Source organism: Brevibacillus gelatini, from assembly GCF_003710935.1.
Lineage (GTDB): Bacteria > Bacillota > Bacilli > Brevibacillales > Brevibacillaceae > Brevibacillus > Brevibacillus gelatini.
In genome coordinates, this window is sequence record NZ_RHHS01000075.1 from 1 (window position 1) to 1,274 (window position 1,274).

The 1,274-nt window shown below is 45.2% G+C and carries 1 protein-coding gene; it reads right to left on the reverse strand.

Annotated elements, in window-relative coordinates; translation table 11 throughout:
• Positions 1-13: 13 nt before the first annotated feature.
• Entirely contained in the window at positions 14-1,138 is a 1,125-nt protein-coding gene (locus EDM57_RS22685; RefSeq protein WP_122906941.1) for an IS4 family transposase, read from the reverse strand.
• Positions 1,139-1,274 lie beyond the last annotated feature (136 nt).

The window sequence follows — 1,274 nt, forward strand, 5'->3', positions numbered from 1 at the left end:
GTTTCCTTCCTGCTTATGGATCAGGCTTTCTTCGTTTCGAGGTTAATCGCTCCCACCAGATTCGGCTATCCTCCCAGAGCATCACACGTAACCACCGATAGATTTGCAACAAGCTTTCTTGGCAAGCAGAGAAGATTTTGGCCAAGAGAAGTAAGCAAAAGGCGATCAGGGCAATGAACACTTGGTTCAGAACCGCTTCTTGGCTTTTTCCGTAAAACGAAGTGATTTTCACGTGTTGCTTCAACCATTTAAAGAAGATTTCAATGGCCCAGCGACTCCGATACATCTCGCTGATTTCTTCGGCAGATAACTCCCATCGATTCGTGATCAGCAGGAGGGGATTTCCCTGTGAATCGGTTGTCTCTATGAGGCGAAGGACATGTTTCATTCGCTTTTGCTGTGTCCCCATTTGTACATAACCATCTCTTTTGATGGAACTCCCTTCGGAAACCGGACGATCAAACAGATACCGGATAGCTGCCTTCTTCTTTACTCGCGTAACGAAGAAGATCCGGCGTTCGCAGAACGCGTCAAACTTGGCGTAGTCTACAAATCCTCGATCAAACACATACGTTGTACCCGGATTGTCTACGAGCGTATCGAGTTGAGTCCGGTCATGAACACGTGCTGGCGTCAGTTGTACCCTTTCCGGATAAACGTCTTCTGAAGAAGCAAATGCGACCCGGAAGTGAAGTTTTACTCCCGCTTTTGTCTCACGAAAGGTCGCCCACTTGTATGTATGGAGGCATAAAGGGATCGTGGTCGCATCTACGATGCGAAAATCACGTTTCATCGCTGGGGGAAGAGAGCATAGCCGAATCCGTTGAACCAAGTCCCTGAACACACGTTGTAACAGGTTGGAATGAGACTGCTGATGCTTGCGTGAAAGTTGGGAAGGACTGATCGAGGTAAAGCCAAGTTCTTGTTGAAATTTCCTTCCTAACGCGTCATCTGCAATCGCCCGTAATCCTTCTCGCTGCTGAAGGTGAGCATGCAGAAACAACAGGAGATAGGCGGAGGTCGTCAGCTTTTTGACGTACTTGTCGTGATCACTAGAAGCCAAATCTTCAAAAAAACGTTTCGAAAAAATAGGCGAAACCCATTTACCAAATGACGAAAATAAGGTATTCTTGTCCATACATGTAATCCTTTCAGTGGATTTGGACAGAAACTACCTGACCATTCCATTGTAAAGGATTTTTTTGTGTCTTCCATATTCAATATAAAAATACTGAATATTATGTTTGTTCTGGTTATATTAATGCAACGCTAGT